At 67.1% G+C, this 15,659-nt stretch carries 15 protein-coding genes; 3 read left to right on the forward strand and 12 right to left on the reverse strand.

Going from position 1 to position 15,659, the window contains the following annotated elements; translation table 11 throughout:
* Positions 1 to 293: 293 nt before the first annotated feature.
* Positions 294 to 1,058, reverse strand: a complete 765-nt coding sequence (gene ubiE / locus AC06FE_RS04665) for a bifunctional demethylmenaquinone methyltransferase/2-methoxy-6-polyprenyl-1,4-benzoquinol methylase UbiE (protein ID WP_132865063.1) — start codon at positions 1,056 to 1,058, stop codon at positions 294 to 296.
* 100 nt (positions 1,059 to 1,158) lie between these two features.
* On the opposite strand from ubiE, the gene AC06FE_RS04670 reads away from it, so the two are divergent.
* Together AC06FE_RS04670 and AC06FE_RS04675 are read left to right on the forward strand one after the other, a co-directional pair.
* The gene (locus tag AC06FE_RS04670) at positions 1,159 to 1,611 is read left to right on the forward strand and encodes a nucleoside deaminase (protein WP_132865064.1); all 453 of its coding nucleotides are present in this window, start codon (positions 1,159 to 1,161) and stop codon (positions 1,609 to 1,611) included.
* 116 nt (positions 1,612 to 1,727) lie between these two features.
* Positions 1,728 to 1,979: a hypothetical protein gene (locus AC06FE_RS04675; protein ID WP_132865065.1), complete on the forward strand. Its 252-nt coding sequence runs from the start codon at positions 1,728 to 1,730 to the stop codon at positions 1,977 to 1,979.
* A 279-nt stretch (positions 1,980 to 2,258) separates the two neighbouring features.
* On the opposite strand, the gene smeE is transcribed toward AC06FE_RS04675, so the two are convergent.
* Together smeE and AC06FE_RS04685 are read right to left on the reverse strand one after the other, a co-directional pair.
* The gene (gene smeE, locus AC06FE_RS04680) at positions 2,259 to 5,402 is read right to left on the reverse strand and encodes a multidrug efflux RND transporter permease subunit SmeE (protein WP_478072377.1); all 3,144 of its coding nucleotides are present in this window, start codon (positions 5,400 to 5,402) and stop codon (positions 2,259 to 2,261) included.
* A gap of 12 nt (positions 5,403 to 5,414) precedes the next feature.
* Entirely contained in the window at positions 5,415 to 6,599 is a 1,185-nt protein-coding gene (locus AC06FE_RS04685) for an efflux RND transporter periplasmic adaptor subunit (RefSeq protein WP_478072378.1), read from the reverse strand.
* 225 nt (positions 6,600 to 6,824) lie between these two features.
* Here AC06FE_RS04685 and AC06FE_RS04690 point away from each other — a divergent pair, with 225 nt between their 5' ends.
* Positions 6,825 to 7,502, forward strand: coding sequence for a TetR family transcriptional regulator (locus AC06FE_RS04690; protein WP_192286741.1), 678 nt, complete (start codon positions 6,825 to 6,827; stop codon positions 7,500 to 7,502).
* A 140-nt stretch (positions 7,503 to 7,642) separates the two neighbouring features.
* Here the strand turns inward: AC06FE_RS04690 and hslU are convergent, their stop codons facing one another.
* From hslU to AC06FE_RS04735, 9 genes are all read right to left on the reverse strand, one after another.
* Positions 7,643 to 9,016 carry an ATP-dependent protease ATPase subunit HslU gene (gene hslU / locus AC06FE_RS04695; protein WP_132865069.1) on the reverse strand — a complete coding sequence of 458 codons (1,374 nt, stop codon included), beginning with the start codon at positions 9,014 to 9,016 and terminating at the stop codon, positions 7,643 to 7,645.
* Between the two features lie 29 nt (positions 9,017 to 9,045).
* Positions 9,046 to 9,597: an ATP-dependent protease subunit HslV gene (hslV, locus tag AC06FE_RS04700; RefSeq protein WP_132865070.1), complete on the reverse strand. Its 552-nt coding sequence runs from the start codon at positions 9,595 to 9,597 to the stop codon at positions 9,046 to 9,048.
* Between the two features lie 146 nt (positions 9,598 to 9,743).
* Positions 9,744 to 9,950, reverse strand: coding sequence for a DUF3079 domain-containing protein (locus AC06FE_RS04705; protein WP_478072662.1), 207 nt, complete (start codon positions 9,948 to 9,950; stop codon positions 9,744 to 9,746).
* A gap of 119 nt (positions 9,951 to 10,069) precedes the next feature.
* A complete protein-coding gene (locus AC06FE_RS04710) occupies positions 10,070 to 10,555 on the reverse strand; it encodes a DUF1203 domain-containing protein (RefSeq protein ID WP_478072379.1) in 486 nt (161 codons plus the stop codon).
* Positions 10,556 to 10,662: 107 nt separating this feature from the next.
* Positions 10,663 to 11,541, reverse strand: a complete 879-nt coding sequence (gene xerC, locus AC06FE_RS04715; RefSeq protein ID WP_478072380.1) for a tyrosine recombinase XerC — start codon at positions 11,539 to 11,541, stop codon at positions 10,663 to 10,665.
* A gap of 16 nt (positions 11,542 to 11,557) precedes the next feature.
* A complete protein-coding gene (locus AC06FE_RS04720) occupies positions 11,558 to 12,235 on the reverse strand; it encodes a DUF484 family protein (RefSeq protein WP_132865073.1) in 678 nt (225 codons plus the stop codon).
* Positions 12,232 to 13,083 (reverse strand): diaminopimelate epimerase, encoded by an 852-nt coding sequence (dapF, locus tag AC06FE_RS04725; RefSeq protein WP_132865074.1) that lies wholly within the window; start codon positions 13,081 to 13,083, stop codon positions 12,232 to 12,234. Before dapF ends, AC06FE_RS04720 begins: the two co-directional genes overlap by 4 nt.
* Positions 13,083 to 13,316, reverse strand: coding sequence for an LPS translocon maturation chaperone LptM (gene lptM / locus AC06FE_RS04730; protein ID WP_132865075.1), 234 nt, complete (start codon positions 13,314 to 13,316; stop codon positions 13,083 to 13,085). The genes dapF and lptM overlap by 1 nt, the downstream gene beginning before the upstream one ends.
* A 177-nt stretch (positions 13,317 to 13,493) precedes the next feature.
* Entirely contained in the window at positions 13,494 to 15,602 is a 2,109-nt protein-coding gene (locus AC06FE_RS04735; protein WP_478072381.1) for a S9 family peptidase, read from the reverse strand.
* Between the last annotated feature and the right edge of the window lie 57 nt (positions 15,603 to 15,659).

Raw genomic sequence — 15,659 nt, forward strand, 5'->3', positions numbered from 1 at the left:
GGTGCACCGTAGGAGCGCCTCGGCCCCCCGTAGGAGCGACCTTGGTCGCGAAGCCGGCAAGGTTTCCGACACGGCGCCACCTGCAATTGCAGACCTTCCGGCAGCGGCCGCATCGCCAGCTTCGCGGCTGAAGCCGCTCCTACAACGGCACCCCAACCACCCGCTTATCTGCAATTGCCGGCAGCCCCACGACGGAACGCAATGCCTGCTTCGCGGCCAAGTCCGCTGCTACCGCCTTGCGGCCATGAAAAAGGCGGCCCCTGGCCGCCTTTTCCCTGCATCCTGAACCCGCCTCAGAGCTTGTAGCCGGAATGGATCGACACGATGCCGGCACTGAGGTTCTTGTAATGGCAGCGGCCGAACCCGGCCTCGGTCATCATCCCCTTCAGCTCCTCCTGCGGCGGGTGCTTGCGGATGCTCTCGGCCAGGTACTGGTAGCTGTCGGCATCGCCACGCGCGAACAACTTGCCCAGCTTCGGCAGCACCTTGAACGAATGGAAATCGTAGATCGGCTTGAACCAGTCCACGGTCACCTCGGAGAACTCCAGCACACGCGCCTGGCCACCGACCTTGAGCACGCGGTACATCTCGCGCAGCGCGGCGTCCTTGTCGGTGACGTTGCGCAGGCCGAAGGAGATGGTCACCAGGTCGAAGCTCTGGTCCGGGAACGGGAGTGCCTCGGCGTTGAGCTGCACCCACTCGAAGCCGGACACGTGGCCGCGGTTGGTCAGGCGGTCACGCCCCACCGACAGCATGCCGGCGTTGATGTCGCCCAGCACCACGCTGCCCTCCGGCCCCAGTCGCTCCTTCAGCAGCACGGCGATGTCCCCGGTGCCACCGGCCAGGTCGAGCACGCGGTCACCCGGCTTCACCTGCGCGGTGGCCACGAAGTAGCGCTTCCACAAGCGATGGATGCCCAGGCTCATCAGGTCATTCATCAGGTCGTAGTTGTCGGCCACGGAGGTGAACACCTGGCCGACAAGCTTCTGCTTGTCCTTGGCCGGTACGTCGCGGAAGCCGAAGTGGGTGGTGCCGGTCTTGTAGGGGGATTCGCTCATGAGCACGATTATCGCACCGCCGGCGCGCTTGCGGCGGCAGGCGCCTGAATCACGCCGCTATCATGGCCGCACCGGCGCCCACGCGCCTTGAGGACCCCGCATGATCACCACCCCCGACTACCGCGCCCTGCTCGAAACCGCCATCGCCGAAGCCCGCCAGGGCCTGGCCGAGGGTGGCATCCCGATCGGCGCGGCGCTGTACCACAACGACGGCCGCCTGCTCGGCTGCGGCCACAACCGCCGCATCCAGGAAGGCGATCCGTCCATCCACGGCGAAACCGATGCCTTCCGCAAGGCCGGCCGCCAGCGTGGCTACCGCGACACCATCATGGTCACCACCCTGGCCCCGTGCTGGTACTGCAGCGGGCTGGTCCGCCAGTTCAACATCGGCACCGTGGTGGTCGGCGAATCGGTCAGCTTCGGCGGCGGCATCGACTGGCTGCGCGAGAACGGGGTCAAGGTCATCGACCTGAACGACGCCGGCTGCATCGAGATGATGGGCCGCTACATCACCGACCATCCGGAGATCTGGTACGAAGACATCGGCGAGTAAGCCAGCTGACTGCGGCATGACTGGTATCACGCCAATGTGAGACAGTGAAACCCAATCGTAAGAGTTGGCAGCGTAAGCTGCGCGGACAGGGGCACTGCCATTGACGAGGTGAAGCGATGTTCATCGCGCCCATCCAAGCCAGCAGTCGCCGTTCTCTGCAACAGGCTGGGGAACGGCTACGCCAGCATTACCAGCGTTACCGTAGTTCGGCCCCGTTCTGGGATGCCTACCAGCAGGTCCAGCGCGAGCTGGTCGCGGCCTACCCCGAGCACCAGGCCGAGTTGTGCAACCGGTTGGCGGTCTTCGCGCAGCGGCTGGGCGCGGTTGAAAAGGCCCAGTTGCTGGAAACCGCCGAGTTCGAGCATTGAAACAGGAACACCGGGCACTGCCCGGTGTTCTTGTCTGCGACGTTTGCCTTCATCCGTTGCCTGCTGCGCGGCCGAGGCCGCTCCTGCCCCAAGAAGATCCTCCGCCTGCCTGATGTGCCTGCGCACGCATTGGCAGGAGCGGCCTTGGCCGCGAGGCCATTGCGCCTGCAGATGACCTAAACGCTTGCCTTCCGGGCATTGCCTGCTTCGCGGCCACGGCTGCTCCTGCAAAAAAACGCCGGGCATTGCCCGGCGTTTTCCGTTTCACCACGTGGTCGCTCAGTGCGCCGCGTCTTCGGGCTTGTCGCGCAGCTTGCGGTTGAACAGGCGCTGCACCACCACGAAGAACAACGGGATGAAGAACAGGCCCAGCAAGGTGCCCACCACCATGCCGCCGAGCACGCCGGTACCAATGGCGCGCTGCGCACCGGAACCGGCGCCGGAAGCGATGGCCAGCGGCAACACGCCCAGGCCGAACGCCAGCGAGGTCATGATGATCGGGCGCAGGCGGTCACGGACCGCATGCATCGTCGCTTCGATCACGCCGGCGCCCTTCTCCAGGTGCTCCTTGGCGAACTCCACGATCAGGATCGCGTTCTTCGAGGTCAGGCCGACCGTGGTCAGCATCGCCACCTGGAAGTACACGTCACGCTCCATGCCACGTAGGGTGTTGGCCAGCACCGCGCCGAGGATGCCCAGCGGCGCCACCAGCAGCACCGCGGTCGGCACGCTCCAGCTCTCGTACAGCGCGGCAAGGCACAGGAACACGATCAGCAGCGACAGCGTGTACAGCAGCGGCGTCTGCGAACCGGCCTCGCGCTCCTGGTAGGACACCGCGGTCCATTCGATGCTGAAGCCCGGCGGCAGTTCCTTGGACAGGCGCTCCACTTCCAGCATCGCGTCGCCGGAGGCCACGCCCGGTGCGGCTTCACCCTGGATTTCCAGCGCCGAGACGCCGTTGTAACGCTCCAGGCGCGGCGAACCGTAGTCCCAACGCTGGCTGGCGAAGGCCGAGAACGGCACCATCTCGCCGGCGTTGTTCTTCACCGTCCACAGGCTGAAGTCCTCCGGGTTCATGCGGAAGCCGTCATCGGCCTGCACGTACACGCGCTTGACGCGGCCACGGTCGATGAAGTCATCGATGTAGCTCGAGCCCCAGGCCGTTGCCAGCGTGCTGTTGATGGTGTCCAGCGACAGGCCATGCGCGCCGGCCTTGGCCACGTCGATGTCCAGGCGCAGCTGCGGGGTGTCATCCAGGCCGTTCGGGCGCACGTTGGCCAGCTTCGGGCTCTTCCCGGCCAGGCCGAGCAGCTGGTTGCGGGCGTTGACCAACGCTTCATGGCCCTGCCCGGAGTTGTCCTTCAGGAAGAAGGTGTAACCCGAGGCGATGCCCAGCTCCGGCATGGCCGGCGGCGGGAAGGCGAAGATGAAGGCGTCCTTGACCTGGCCCAGCGCCATCATCGCGCGGCCGGTGATCGGGCCCACGCCCTGGTCGGCCGAGCGCTCGCCCCAGTCCTTGAGCTTGACGAAGGCCATGCCCGAGTTCTGGCCCATGCCCGAGAAGCTGAAGCCCTGCACCGAGAACACCGATTCGACCGCGTCCTTCTCGTTGTTGAGGAAGTGGTCTTCCAGCTTGTAGATCGACTCCAGCGTGCGCTCCTGGGTGGCGCCGACCGGTGCCTGCACCAGCGCCATCAGGATGCCCTGGTCTTCATTGGGCAGGAACGAGCTGGGCAGGCGTGCAAACAGCAGGCCCATCACCACCGCCAGCGCCAGGAACACCGCCATGAACCGGCCCGGGCGAAGCAGGATGCCCTTCACCCCGCGCTGGTAGGTGCCGCTGGTGCGGTCGAAGCCGTTGTTGAAGCCATTGAAGAAGCGGCCCAGCAGGCCAGTGTGGGCAACATGGTGCTCGCCCTTCTTCAGCGGCTTGAGCATGGTCGCGCACAGCGCCGGGGTCAGCACGATCGCCACCAGCACCGACAGCGCCATCGCCGAGACGATGGTGGCCGAGAACTGGCGGTAGATCACGCCGGTGGAGCCGCTCATGAAGGCCATCGGCACGAACACCGCCGACAGCACCAGGCCGATGCCGACCAGCGCGCCGGTGATCTGGCTCATCGACTTGCGGGTGGCTTCCAGCGGCGACAGGCCCTCCTCGGACATGATGCGCTCGACGTTCTCCACCACCACGATGGCATCGTCCACCAGCAGGCCGATGGCCAGCACCATCGCGAACATGGTCAGCATGTTGATCGAGAAGCCCAGCACCGCGAGGATGCCGAACGTACCCAGCAGCACCACCGGCACGGCGATCGTCGGGATAAGCGTGGCGCGGAAGTTCTGCAGGAACAGGTACATCACCACGAACACCAGCACGATGGCTTCCAGCAGCGTCTTGACCACGCCCTTGATCGACACGCGCACGAACGGCGTGGTGTCGTAGGGGATCACCGCCTTCATGCCGGCCGGGAAGTTGGCCTTGAGCTCATCCAGCGTGCGGCTCACGCCCTCGGAGGTCTCCAGTGCGTTGGCGCCGGTGGCCAGGGTCACGGCCAGGCCGGAGGCCGGCTTGCCATTGAAGCGGGTGACGAAGTCGTAGGTTTCCGCGCCCAGTTCGACGCGGGCCACGTCACCGAGCTTCAGCGCCGAGCCGTCGGCTTCGGTGCGCACCACGATGTTGCGGAACTGCTCCGGCGTCTGCAGCCGGTCCTGCGCGTTGATGGTGGCGTTGAGCTGCTGGCCCTTCACCGCCGGCGCACCGCCGAGCTGGCCCACCGCGACCTGCGCGTTCTGCGCCTTCACCGCGGCGGTGACCTCGTCGACGGAGACCTTGTAGGTCTGCAGCTTGGTCGGGTCCAGCCAGATGCGCATGGCGTACTTGCCGCCGAACACCTGGATCGAACCCACGCCCGGCACGCGGCTGAGCGGGTCGACGACGTTGGAGCCGACGTAGTCGGAGATGTCGTTCTCGTCCATGCTGCCGTCCTCGGACACGAAGCCGATGACGTTGAGGAAGCCGGAGCTGGACTTGGCGACGTTGATGCCCTGGCGCTGCACTTCCTGCGGCAGCAACGGCATGGCCAGCTGCAGCTTGTTCTGCACCTGCACCTGGGCGATGTCCGAGTTGGTGCCGCTCTCGAAGGTCAGGGTGATGCTGGCCTGGCCGTTGGAGGAGCTGTTGGACGAGAAGTACATCAGCCCGTCCAGGCCCTTCATGTTCTGCTCGATGATCTGCGTCACCGAGTCCTCGACCACCTTGGCCGACGCGCCCGGGTAGCTGGCCGAGATGGACACCGCAGGCGGTGCCACTTCCGGATACATCGAGATCGGCAGCTTGAGCATGGCGAGGGCGCCAGCCAGCATGATGATGATGGCGATGACCCACGCGAAGATGGGTCGGTCGATAAAGAAGCGTGCCATGGAGTTCTCCGCTTACTGCTTGGCCGCCGGCGCCGTCGCGTCGGGCGCGGCGGCGGGCTTGGCGGCTTGGGCACCCTTCTCGGTGGCCTGCACCGGCATGCCCGGGCCGATCTTCTGCAGGCCTTCGACGATGACCTTGTCACCGGCCTTCAGCCCGCTCTCGACCAGCCACTTGTCACCGATGGTGCGGCTGACGGTGACCGGACGCACGGCGACCTTGCCTTCGCCGTCGACCACCATCGCGCTGGTGTCGCCCTTGGCATCGCGGGCGATGCCCTGCATCGGCACCAGCAGGCCGTTCGGCCGCACGCCGCTGCCCAGCACCGCGCGCACGAACATGCCCGGCATCAGCACGTGGTCGGGGTTTTCCACCCGCACGCGCAGGCCGTAGCTGCCGGTGGACGGGTCGACGTTGACCTCGGAGAACTCCAGCGTGCCCTTGTGGGCGAACGGGGTGCCGTCTTCCAGCACGATGTCCACCGGCAGCTCGGAGGCGCCTTCCAGGCGGCCTTCGGCCAGTTCGCGGCGCAGCTGCAGCAGCTCGGCCGAGGACTGGGTGACATCGATGTAGATCGGATCGAGCTGGTTGATGGTCGCCAGCGCCGCGGCCTGGCCCGCGCTGACCAGCGCGCCCTGGGTGACGGTGGACTTGCCGATCTGGCCACTGATCGGCGCGGTGATGCGGGCGTAGCCCAGCGTCACGTTGGCCGCGTCCAGCGAGGCGCGCGCGGCACCGACGTCGGCCTCGGCCTGCTTCCAGGCGGCCTGTGCGTTCTCATCGTCCTGCACGCTGATCACCTTGCTCCGGACCAGCTCGCTGCTGCGGCGCGCCGCCAGCCGTGCGGCGCTGGCGGTGGCTTCGGCGCGGGCCAGCTGCGCGCGGGCGCTGTTGGCCTGGGCGCGGTAGGCCGCATCGTCCAGTTGGTAGAGCGCCTGGCCTTCCTTGACGAAGCTGCCTTCGGTGAACAGGCGCTTGGCCACGATGCCGCTGACCTGCGGGCGCACCTCGGCCACCTGGTAGCCATTGGCGCGGCCGACCAGTTCGCGGGTCAGGGTGACCGGCTCGGTCTTGAGGGTGACGACCGTGACCTGGCCCGGGCCGCCCTGCGGCGGTGCTTCCCCGCCCTTGCAAGCGGCCAGTGCAACGGAAAGGGCAAGAGAAAGCGCGACGACGCGATAGCTGCGGATTCGAGACATGTGGAAGACTCAATGGGAAAGGTGGCGCTCGCGGACCTGCGCCGGCCCCCCGAAGGGCCCGGCACGCACGGTGTGCATAACTTACGTGGAGGCCCGTGAGAACCGCCACTACAAATGCACAGCAGCGCCATCCTGCGAAGCAAGCCGGCGAAATATACATACATGCACGCATGTTTGTAAACGGCTACAATTCAGCCCGGTTTCATCCAGCAACGGCGCAGTGCCATGGCCAGAAAGACCAAAGAAGAAGCCCAGGCCACCCGCGAACACATCCTTGATGCGGCCCTGGCCTGCTTCCATGAGAACGGCGTCGCCAACACCTCGCTGGCGGCGATCGGTGAGCGTGCCGGCTATTCGCGCGGCGCGGTGTACTGGCACTTCAAGAACAAGACCGAAGTGCTCGAAGCGATGATCAACCGCGAGCGCGTCCCCTTCATCAAGCGCCTGCGCCGCACCTACTCGCCCCACCGCAACACGCCGATCCTGGACCTGCGCTCGGCGATGCTGGTCTCGCTCAGCGAACTGGCCACCGAGCCGCATCTGCGCGACATGATGGAGATCATGCTGCGCAACGACCTCAGCGCCGAAAGCCAGGCGATGCAGCAATTGCAGCACGACAGCATCGAGGAGGAGATGGCGATCTTCCGCCGCGCCTTCGAACGCGCCCGCGAGCTGGGCCAACTGCGCGAGGGTGTCGACACGGCCGTGGTCTCGCGCATCCTGCATGCGGGCATGACCGGCGTGCTGTACAGCGCGATGCTCGAACCCCGCCAGTTCGAGCTGCAGCGCGACAGCCGCGAGGTGATGGATGCGCTGCTGTCCTACTACGTCAAACCCGGCGTCATCACCCCGGGGGCCGATCCCCTGCCCTTGCCGCCGGCCGACCCGGACGAGCACGACTGAAACGCGCGGGTGCAGCGCGGTGAGCCCATCACCGCTGCATGGGCGGGGATGCAACCCAGCGCCAAGCCCAGCCACGAATCCCCAACGAAAAACGGCAGCACTGACGTGCTGCCGTTTCCTCGAACACCGGACCGATTCGCTTACAGGATGTAGCGGCTCAGGTCCGGGTCCTGCACCAGTTCGCCCAGGTGCTTGTTCACGTAGTCACTGTCGATCGCGATGGCCTCGCCGTCACGGTCCGGCGCCTCGTAGCTGAGCGAATCGAGCAGCCGCTCCAGCACCGTGTGCAGGCGGCGTGCACCGATGTTCTCCTGGCGCTCGTTGACCTGGAAGGCGATCTCGGCCAGGCGATCCACCGCGTCCGGGGTGAAGTTGACCGTGACGCCCTCGGTCGCCAGCAGCGCTTCGTACTGCTTGGTCAGCGCGGCCTTCGGCTCGGTGAGGATACGCACGAAATCCTGCTTGCTCAGCGCACCCAGTTCCACGCGGATCGGGAAACGGCCCTGCAGTTCCGGGATCAGGTCACTGGGCTTGGCCAGGTGGAACGCACCGGAGGCGATGAACAGGATGTGGTCGGTCTTCACCGTGCCGTACTTGGTGGAAACATTGGAGCCTTCCACCAGCGGCAGCAGGTCACGCTGCACGCCCTCGCGCGAGACATCGCCGCCACCGACGTTGTCGCCGCGCTTGGCGACCTTGTCGATCTCGTCGATGAACACGATGCCGTGCTGCTCGCAGGCCTCGATGGCGGCGGTGCGGATGTCGTCCTCGTTGACCAGCTTGCCGGCCTCTTCCTCGACCAGCAGCGGACGTGCGGCCTTGATCGTCAGCGTGCGCTTGTTCGACTTGCTGCCGCCCAGGTTGGCGAACATCGACTTCAGCTGCTGGCCCATTTCCTCCATGCCCGGCGGGGTCATGATGTCCATGCTGACGTTGGCCGCCACTTCCAGCTCGATCTCGCGCTCGTCCAGCTCGCCGGCACGCAGCATGCGGCGGAACTTGATGCGGGTTTCGTTGTCGGCGGCGGACGGCTCGTTGCGCGCGGCCTCGGCATCGAAGCCGATGCCGACGCTGCGACGCGGCAGCAGCGCATCCAGGATGCGGTCCTCGGCGCGCTCCTCGGCCTGGGTGCGCACGCGCACCTTGGCCTGCTCGCGGTACAGCTTGACCGCGGTGTCGGCCAGGTCACGGATGATCTGCTCCACGTCCTTGCCGACGTAGCCGACCTCGGTGAAGCGGGTGGCTTCCACCTTCACGAACGGCGCGTTGGCCAGCGTGGCCAGGCGGCGCGCGATTTCGGTCTTGCCGACACCGGTCGGGCCGATCATCAGGATGTTCTTCGGCATCACCTCGTTGCGCAGGTCGGCCGGCAGCTGCATGCGGCGCCAGCGGTTGCGCAGGGCGATGGCGACCGCACGCTTGGCGTCATGCTGGCCGACGATGTGCCGGTCCAGCTCCTGCACGATCTCGCGCGGGGTCATGGTGGCGGAAGAGACTTCGATCTTGTGGTTCATGGGGTACTCGCAGTCGTTGGCCGAAGCGCTCAGAGCTCTTCAACCACCACGTTGGTGTTGGTGTAGATGCAGATGCCACCGGCGATGTTGATGGCCTCCATGGCAACCGACTTCGCATCCATCCCGGTGTGCGCGAGCAGCGCGCGCGCGGCGCTCAGCGCGTAGGAACCGCCGGAGCCGATGGCGATGATGCCGTCTTCCGGTTCGATGACGTCACCGGTGCCGCTGATGATCAGCGAGGTTTCCCTGTCGGCCACCGCCAGCAGCGCCTCGAGCTTTCCGTAGCGGCGGTCGGTGCGCCAGTCCTTGGCCAGTTCCACCGCGGCACGGGTCAACTGGCCATGCTTCTCGAGCTTGGCTTCGAACAGTTCGAACAGGGTGAACGCATCGGCCGCCGCACCAGCGAAACCGGCCAGCACCTGGCCATCGCGGCCCAGTCGACGCACCTTGCGGGCATTGCCCTTCATCACCGTGTGGCCCAGCGTGACCTGGCCATCACCTGCGATCGCCACGTGCTCGCCGCGACGCACGCAGCAGATGGTGGTGGCGTGGAAAACATTGGGGTTCTGACTGGGGTCCATGTGGCCTCCGGGATACTGTCCAACCGAAGTGGGGCCAGACGCGCGGCGATCAAGCCTGCCCCCTCCCCCACCAGCGACAGCCGGCGTTCAGCAAAATGGTCAGGTCCGGAGGCGTCGGCCGCACCCACGCAGCACCATCCCGGCTCCTAAGGCACCCGCCGGGCCAGATTCGGGCGATCCGGTTCGGGCTCGATGCCCCACGCCACGTACCAGTCCTCGCCCTGCGTCTCGATCGGATGCAGGGTGCGGCCCGATCCGTTGCCACAGGCCAGCGCGTCGCTCGCGCAATAGCGGTCGCATCCCCAGCAGATGCGCTCGGGATGACTGGGTTTGAGCGGGAACGGTTTCGCCATCTTCAGCAACGCCACGACCATCCGTGGCGCAGTGTGCGCCGCGGGCGTGCGGCTGGCCCTGACGCAGATCAATCCCCGGCCTGATCGTGCGCCGGGCTTCCGTGCGCCTGGCGCGGGCTTCACGCGCGGTCGGCGCGGTCGGCGCGGCAGGAATAGCAACCGTAGCGGGCATGGTGGACATGCACGTAATCCACCGCAGGGTCATCGAAGCGGGCCTGCAGCCATGCCGCGACCGCGGTCCCTTCGCAGACCTCGGCGGCGATGATCCGATGCGCATGATCGTAGGCGCGCACGGACAGCAGCCGCCGCAGCATCGTCGCCGGTACCTCGTCCGTCCCGAGCACGGCAATGCGTGCGCCGCGCCGCACGAAGATCGGCCCGCTGGCGCGGTACGGCGATTCGGCCGGCTGGTGCTGGTAGGGCAACAGCAGCACCTGTTCGCCCGGCCGGGCATCGACCAGGCTGATCCGGCAGGGAAATCCCGTCGTCGCCGTATCGGGAACCGTCAGCCGCTGCATCTGCCGGGCGCTGAGCACGACATCAGGGAGCAGGAACAACGGAGCAAACGTATCGGGGGCCAGGCCCCGCAAGATGAAGGACGCCATGTGCATGCACCAGGAATGGGGAGCTGCAGCATGGCGATCCGCGCCGCGACGTGCTCGCCGCATCCGGACACCACAATCATGGCGCCGCCGCGCCTTGACCGGCCAGTTCAGCGCTTGCGCTTGGCGCGCGGGTGCGCCGCGTCGTAGACCTTGGCCAGGTGCTGGAAATCCAGGTGCGTGTAGATCTGGGTGGTGGCGATGTCCGAATGCCCGAGCAGTTCCTGCACGCCACGCAGGTCGCCGGAGGACTCCAGGATGTGGCTGGCGAAACTGTGCCGCAGCATGTGCGGGTGTACGTTCTTGAACAGCCCTTGCCGCTGCGCCAGCTGCTTGATGCGGATCTGCACCGCCCGCTGGCTCAACGGGCCGCCAGCGCGCCCCGGGAACACCGGCTTGTCGCCGCTGCCCGCGCTGTCCCTGCGCCAGTCCTGCAGTGCGTTCAACGCATGCGTGCCCACCGGCACGCTGCGCTCCCGGTTGCCCTTGCCATGCACCAGCACCAGGCCGCTGGCCATGTCCAGGTCACGCCAGCGCAGTGCGCACAGCTCGCTCAGGCGCAGGCCGGAGGAATAGAACAGTTCCAGCAGCGCGCGATCGCGCAGGCCCAGCGGTGCATCCGTGGGCAGCTCGACCAGTTGCACCGCTTCATCGGCATCGAGCACCTGCGGCAACTTGCGCGGCGCCTTGGGCGCGCGCAGGCCGGCGGCAGGGCTGGTGTCGATGACGTTGTTCTTGAGCAGCCACGCATAGAAGCTGCGGCAGGCCGACAGGCGGCGCTGCAGGCTCTTGGCCGCCAGCCCGCGGCGGTGCTCGGCGGCGATGAATTCACGCAACTGGTCGGCGGCCAGCGCCTGCGGGTCATCGATGCCATGAGCCTGGCACCATTGCGACAATGCGGCCAGGTCACGCTGGTAGGCATCGAGCGTATGCGCGGACATGCGCCGCTCGACCTGCAGGTAGGACAGGAACGCCGGGACGGCGCTCATCGCCGCACGCCCCCGCTCACGCCGCGTTGAAGCGCTGCAGCCCGACCACCAGCGACTCGCCCATCATGCGCAGGAACAGCGTGCCCATGCCCGGGTAGAAACGGTTCGGGTCATGGCTACCGACCGCGATCAGGCCTACGCCCGGCAACGGCAGCAACGCGGTGGATGCCACTTCGTCGACCCGTTCGCCGTAGAGCACGTCGTTCTTCTCCGACTGCAGCCGGCCGCAGATCGGCTCGCCATCCTGCAGGCAGTCGTGGAACGGCGCCAGGCGCGGGCTGTCGGCGGCGATGACCTGCAGCCACGGCGCCTGCTCAAGCCCTTCGACCGGCTGCAGGCTGATGATGCGGACCAGGTCCCCGGCGAAGTCTTCCTCCAGCGAGGCCGCCATCGCACGCAACGTGTCCGCCGCCGACGCCTGGCGCATCAACGCCAGGGTCAGCTGGTGCGTGCGCACTGCCAGCCGTTCATTGATCTGGGCGTTGACGCCCAGGTCGGACAGCCGCCGTGCAAGCTCGCGGTTCTTGTCGCGCAGCACTTCCAGCTGGTAGCTGGCCAGCGACGCGGTCGGGCCATCGTCGCGGGGCACCACCATGGTCAGGGCCAGGTCGGGGAACTGCTTGAGGAAGGTCGGGTGCCGGCGCAGCCAAGCGGCCACCTCGTGTGCCCCGATCTTTTCGGCCGTGTCGTTCATCCTGTCCACTCTCCGTCGAATACGAATGCCGCCGGACCGGACATGACGATTTCCGCCGCATCGTCCGGCCACTGGATACGCAGGTCGCCACCGGGCAGCGACAACACCGCATCGCGCCGCAGCCGCCCCCGCTGCATCAACACCACGGCCGCCGCGCAGGCGCCGCTGCCGCAGGCCAGGGTCTCGCCGACACCGCGCTCGAACACGCGCAGCCGGGCGTGGCCGCTGTCCAACACCTGGGCGAAGCCGACATTGACCGATTCCGGGAACGAGGCATGCTGCTGCAGCAACGGGCCGACCCGCTCCACCGGCGCGGCATCGGCCGAGCCGACCTCCAGCACCGCGTGCGGGTTGCCCATCGACACCGCGCCAAACCGCACGTTCTCGCCCTGCAGCGACACCGCGTATTCCTCGCGGGCGCGCGGGAAGCCGACCAACGGGATGCGCTCCGGCTCGAACTCCGGCTTGCCCATGGCCACGGCGTAGTGATCCCCGCCCAACCGCTGCACGGCGTGCGTGCGCAACGGGCTGTCGATCAGGAAGTGCTCGCCCTGGGCGGCGCCATCGCGCACCAGCCAGGCCGCCACGCAGCGCGCGCCGTTGCCGCACTGCTGGGAAGTGGACCCATCGGAGTTCCAGATCCGGTAGGACGCCACGGACGCTTCCGAGCGCGGTGGCTCGATGGTCAGGATCTGGTCACAACCCACGCCACGGTGGCGGTCGGCCAGGCGCGCGGCAAGGTCCGCGTCCGGCGGGGCCATGCCGGCACGCAGGTCCAGCACCACGAAATCATTGCCGGCGCCGTGCATCTTGGTGAACGGCAGGCGCCCTGAAACGGACATGCTCATTACGGCTGGGTACCCTCGGCCGGCTTCCTGGCCTGCGCAGGCTCAGTGCCGTCGGTCGGCGGGACAGCGGCGGCATCGTCGGCAGCCGGTGCGTCTTCCGGCACCACCTCCTGCTCTTCGACCGGCACCGGCTTCTGCGGCATCACCAGCGGGCCTTTGTTGCCGCAGGCGGTGAGGGCCAGCAGCGCGCAGGCCACCGGGATGAGCAACAGGGAACGGGACGTCATGTTCATCCCCCGAGTATAGCCACTGGACCATGAAGTCCGGATGGAACTGCGGCTGTTCAGTCACCCATGGATCACGTCCACTGGCTCCCGTCGGCCATCCCGCGCAGGGCCTGCCCATTGCAGGGCAACCGGGCAGGCACCGGTCATGGTTGCGGGCCGCCCGGGCCAGCAACCGGCTCGGCATTACTGGGCCACGCCCAGCTGCGACAGCACGAAGGCATACGACTCGGCCAGCTCGTGGTAACGCTGGAAGCGACCGGACTTGCCACCGTGGCCGGCTTCCATGTTGGTGCGGAACACGATCGGCAGGCTGCCGGTGTTCACGTCGCGCAGGCGCGCCACCCACTTGGCCGGCTCCCAGTACTGCACCTGCGAATCCCACAGGCCGGTACCGACGAACAGCGACGGATAGGCCTGGGCGCGCACGTTGTCGTACGGCGAGTAGCTCAGCATGTAGTCGTAGTACGGCTTCTGCTCGGGGTTGCCCCACTCGTCGTACTCGTTGGTGGTCAGCGGGATGCTGGCGTCGAGCATGGTGGTGACCACGTCCACGAACGGCACCTGGGCGACCATCACCCGGTAGTCGCCCGGGGCCTGGTTGGCCACCGCGCCCATCAGCAGGCCGCCGGCACTGCCGCCGGACGCGGCCACGCGGTCCTTGGCGGCATAGCCCTGCGCGACCAGCGCGCGGGTGACGTCGACGAAGTCATTGAAGGTGTTCTGCTTGTGCAGCAGCTTGCCGTCCTCGTACCAGTTGCGGCCCATTTCCTCGCCGCCGCGGATGTGCGCGATGGCGTAGACCAGGCCACGATCAAGCAGGCTGATCACGCTCTGGTTGAAGCCGGGGTCCATCGACATGCCGTAGCTGCCGTAGGCGTACTGGTACAGCGCGGCGCTCCCATCCTTCTTGAAACCCTTCTTGTAGACCAGCGACACCGGCACCTTGGCGCCGTCGCGCGCGGTCACCCAGACCCGCTCGGTCTGGTACAGCGACGGGTCGTAGCCGATCACCGGCTGCTGCTTGAGCTGGCGGCGCTCGCCGGTCTTCACGTTGAGCTCGTAGGTAGTGGCCGGCGTGGTCAGCGAGGTGTAGCCGTAGCGCAGCCAGTCGGTGTCGGGCTCGGCATTGACCGACAGGCCCATCGAATACGCCGGCTCGTCGGCCTTGACGAACTCGCTGCGGCCGTCGGCAAACAGCAGGCGCACGCGCTCCAGCGCGTCGGCGCGCTCGGCGATGGCGGTGTAGCCGTTGAACAGCTCGAAGCCCTCGACCAGCACCTGCGGGTCGTGCGCCACCCAGTCCTGCCACTGGTCGCGGCGGGTGGCACCTTCCGGCGCGGTGACCAGCTTGAAGTTCTTCGCGCCATCGGCGTTGGTGCGGATCACCCAGCGGCCGTCGAAGTGGTCGGCGTCGTATTCCACGTCGCGCGCGCGCGGGGCGAGCACGGTGAAGGTGCCCGGGTTGGCGGCCGAGGTGTAACGCAGCTCGGAGGACACGGTGCTGTCCACGCCGATGGTGATGAACTTGTCGTCGCGGGTACGGCCGATGCCCATGTAGAAGCTGTCATCGGTTTCCTCGTACACCAGCACGTCGCTGCTGGCCGGGGTGCCGAGCACGTGCTTCTTCACCCGCACGGTGAGCAGGGTTTCCGGGTCGTTCTCGACGTAGAACACGGTGCGGTTATCATCGGCCCAGACCACGTTGGCCGACACCCCGGTGATCACGTCCGGCAGCAGCTGGCCGGTGCCCAGGTCCTTGAAGCGGATCGTGTACTGGCGACGGCCCACGTCATCCTCGGCCCAGGCCAGGATGCGGTTGTCCTGGCTGACCGCCATGTCGTCGACATCGAAGAAGCCCTTGCCCTCGGCCATGGCGTTGAGGTCCAGCAGCACCTCTTCCGGGGCCTGCATGTCGCCCTTGCGGCGCGCATGGATGGGGTAGTCCTTGCCGGTCTCGTAGCGGGTGTAATACCAGTAGCCGCGCTCGCGGTACGGCACGCTGGCATCGTCCTGCTTGATGCGCCCGACGATCTCGGCGTACAGCTTGTCCTCCAGCGGCTTGAGCGGCGCCATCAACGCATCGGTGTAGGCGTTCTCGGCGTTGAGGTAGGCCAGCATGGCCGGATCCTCGCGCTTGTCGTCGCGCAGCCAGTAGTACTCGTCCTGGCGCTGCGCACCGAACGGCGCCTTGACCGTGTGCGGACGCTTCTCGACATCCGGCGGAGTGGGCGTTGCGGCGATGGCGGAATTGATCATCAGGCTTGCTACCAACAGACAAAGGGTGGGTTTCACGGAGGGGTTCCCATCGACGGGGCGGATGCCCGCGCAATGCCGACAGTGTGCCATGGG

The sequence above is a fragment of the Stenotrophomonas sp. Steno-C18 genome (assembly GCF_056393195.1).